3 protein-coding genes are annotated in these 2,912 nt (G+C 52.3%); all 3 read right to left on the bottom strand.

Annotated features, from left to right (window positions below):
• Positions 1 to 24: 24 nt before the first annotated feature.
• On the bottom strand, positions 25 to 990 hold the full coding sequence (locus ACOJS8_RS07765; protein WP_420147970.1) for a transketolase family protein: 966 nt from the start codon (positions 988 to 990) through the stop codon (positions 25 to 27).
• 58 nt (positions 991 to 1,048) lie between these two features.
• Complete coding sequence (locus tag ACOJS8_RS07760; protein WP_420147969.1) at positions 1,049 to 2,083, bottom strand: nucleoside hydrolase; 1,035 nt, start codon at positions 2,081 to 2,083, stop codon at positions 1,049 to 1,051.
• Positions 2,084 to 2,099: 16 nt separating this feature from the next.
• Positions 2,100 to 2,912, bottom strand: an 813-nt coding sequence (locus ACOJS8_RS07755; RefSeq protein ID WP_420147968.1) for a transketolase, incomplete at its 5' end; no start/stop codon positions are given.

Genomic DNA, 2,912 nt, shown 5'->3' with positions numbered 1-2,912 from the left:
TTTAGGGGATTTAGGGGTAATTCATTATGTATTCATCAACGTCAACGCTTCTTTCGCGATCCCATTTTCCGACAGACCGTAGTGATTGAATATTTCAACCTGCGAGCCGGTAACGGTGTACTCATCGGGAATACCCATGATTTTGAACGAATTACGGAAACCATTCTGAAATACACACGACGCGCAGGCTTCACCAAGAACACCGAAAACACTGTGTTCCTCAACAGTCAGTATTGGGCAGCCTTTGGCCGCTACGTTCGCCAGCAGTTCGTAATCCAGTGGCTTGATGGTATGCATACTAACCACCGTCGCCCGAATGCCGTGCAGGGTTTCGAGCTGGCGGGCGGCCTGAAGCGCGGGATAGACCGTTTCGCCAGTAGCTACCAGCACCAGATCATCACCCTCGCAGATGATACGTCCTTTTCCAAACGAAAACTCCTGATTTTCGTCCGACAAAAGCGGCATGGGCTTCTTGCCAAAACGGATATAAATCGGGTGGTTGAGTTCAGCGGCTTGCCGGATGGCCTGCTCCGTCTCGAAGTTGTCGGCGGGGGCTACCACGATCAGGTTGTGAACGGCACGTAGCGCAGCAAAATCGTGCAGGCTATGGTGTGTCGATCCCAGCGCGCCATAGCTGACGCCCGCGCTGATGCCGATGAGTTTCACCGGATTATCGGAGTACGCTACGTCGGTTTTGATCTGTTCGAACGAACGGGCGCTCAGGAAACAGGCGGGCGATACGGCAAACACTTTCTTGCCCGTGGAGGCCAGTCCAGCCGCTACGCCGACCAGATTCTGCTCGGCAATTCCGATTTCAATGTGTTGCGCCGGGTATTTCTGCCCAAACGGAACGAGTTTTCCTGAGCCCCGCGAATCGCTCGTAACGACCAGAATCTGCCGGTCAGTGCTGGCCAATTCCTGCAACGTACTGGAAAATACGTCTAGGTTCGACAGGGCTTTTTTATCAGTTACTGTAATTACGTCTCCCATGGTTGTATTGGTTTTGTTTCTGGAAAAACCGAGTTGGTTCTTCCATTCGATGAAAGCGTTAAGGATTCATCAGTTCTAGTTTGGCGAAAAAATCAGCGAACATCAGATTTACGTCCAGTTGCGTATACACCCGAATCGGTCTGCCCGCGTGGTTATGGGCGTAAGTACCGGCTTGGTTGATGCGAGGAGCCTGCCGCACTACGTACTGACTCGATGAAGGATCGGGCTCAAACGACGACTGCAGGGCCGTGAGAAGCACCAGCGGACTATCACCCAGTACGTAGGTTTCGCCGATGTTAATAAACTTCTGAATACGCGTCATCAACGTCTCCAGGGTTCCGCTCAGGTAAGCCCCTGTCTTGCCGCGTGGCTTCACCTTTGTCAGCAGTTGGGCATACGAAAGCAGGCATTGCCGATATACGTTTCGGGGAACTTGCCACAAACGTAGCGCCGACCGATTGAAGACCACCCGGGCAGCCGCCTGGTCGATGTTCAGATTGTATTCTATTTCCGAATAGCCCGGCGGAGGCAGGGCTAACTCATTGTATTCAGGACCACCGATCCAGATGAGTGTCAGTTTATCGGCAATCTGCGGATTGCTCAGCGCTGCCGAGGCAATTTCAGTCAGTCCGGCCCCGCACACTACGTAGAGCGGTAATTTGGTGTCGGTACGTAGTGCTTCCTGAATGATAAAATTGACGGCTTCGTTTTTTACGGGCGTACTGTCGTTTACCATCGCTACGTTCGATCCTGCAAAGACCGGAATGGTTTTGGTCAAATTCATCGTTTGCAGAACTTCACGCGCTTTTTTTGCCGCATTGTCGGCTTGCGTTGCCGATGGGTCGAAGCCATCCTTTACTCGTAGGTGAGAGCCAATTATTGCCCGAATCTCTACCGAAGGCGACATGAGTAAGTGAGCTAGCTGGAACAGGCCGTCTGGATCGCCACTGAAATCATTATCCACGATGACACGCATTCGGGGTTCCACACCCGCCAGGCCCTTCGACTGCCCGAAACTAGTGAACGAGGTTATCAGGCTTAGTAACAAACTCAGCCAAAAGAAGCCTTGAGGGGTACGTTTAGTCTGCCGCATTTTATTAGTCTGCCAGCTATTCGGTGGTTAATTCGGCCAGTGCCTGTTCGTACTGCTCTTTATTCGGTACGCCGTGGTGCCATTTTAGTTGATTTTCCATGAAGCTGATGCCTTTGCCTTTCACAGTATGGGCAATAATCAGGCTCGGTTTGCCGGACTCGAAGGGAAGCGCGTCGAAGGCTTCGGTCAGGGCTTCAAAATCGTGACCGTCTACGTGCCGAACCGACCAGCCGAAGGCTTCAAACTTCTCGTCGAGTGGGTCGGTGCTGCATACATCGGCTGTTGGGGCTGTAATCTGCAAGCCGTTTTTATCGACAATGGCGCAGAGGTTATCGAGTTTGTACTGAGCCGCCAACAGTGCCGCTTCCCAATTGGAACCTTCGGGAAGTTCGCCATCGCCCAGCAATGTAAAGACCCGGAACGGTTTCTCATCCAGCCTGGCCGAAATCGCCGTACCGACGCTCAGCGACAAGCCATGCCCCAGCGAACCCGTATTCTGCTCGATACCGGCAATTTTTTTCGTTGGGTGGCCGATGTAGTGCGATTTGTATTTGCACAGGGTTTCCAGGTCTGTTTCTGGGAAAAATCCTTTATCGGCCAGTACTACGTAGAGGGCTTCGACGGTGTGGCCTTTGCTTTGGATGTAGCGGTCGCGGTCGGGCGATTTTGCGGATTCAGGGCTGACATTCAGAACGTTGTTGTAGAGTACGTTCAGGATGTCGACGCACGACAAACTGCCGCCCGTATGACCTGCGTTGGCCCCAACAATGTATTTGAGGATATTCTTTCGATACGTTACCGATTTCTGTGCTAACTCCTTGGAGGTCAT

It is taken from the genome of Spirosoma sp. (assembly GCF_048594605.1).
Classification (GTDB): Bacteria; Bacteroidota; Bacteroidia; order Cytophagales; family Spirosomataceae; genus Spirosoma.
The sequence above is the reverse complement of the archived record's forward strand: the minus strand, read 5'-3'. Positions and strand labels throughout refer to the sequence as shown.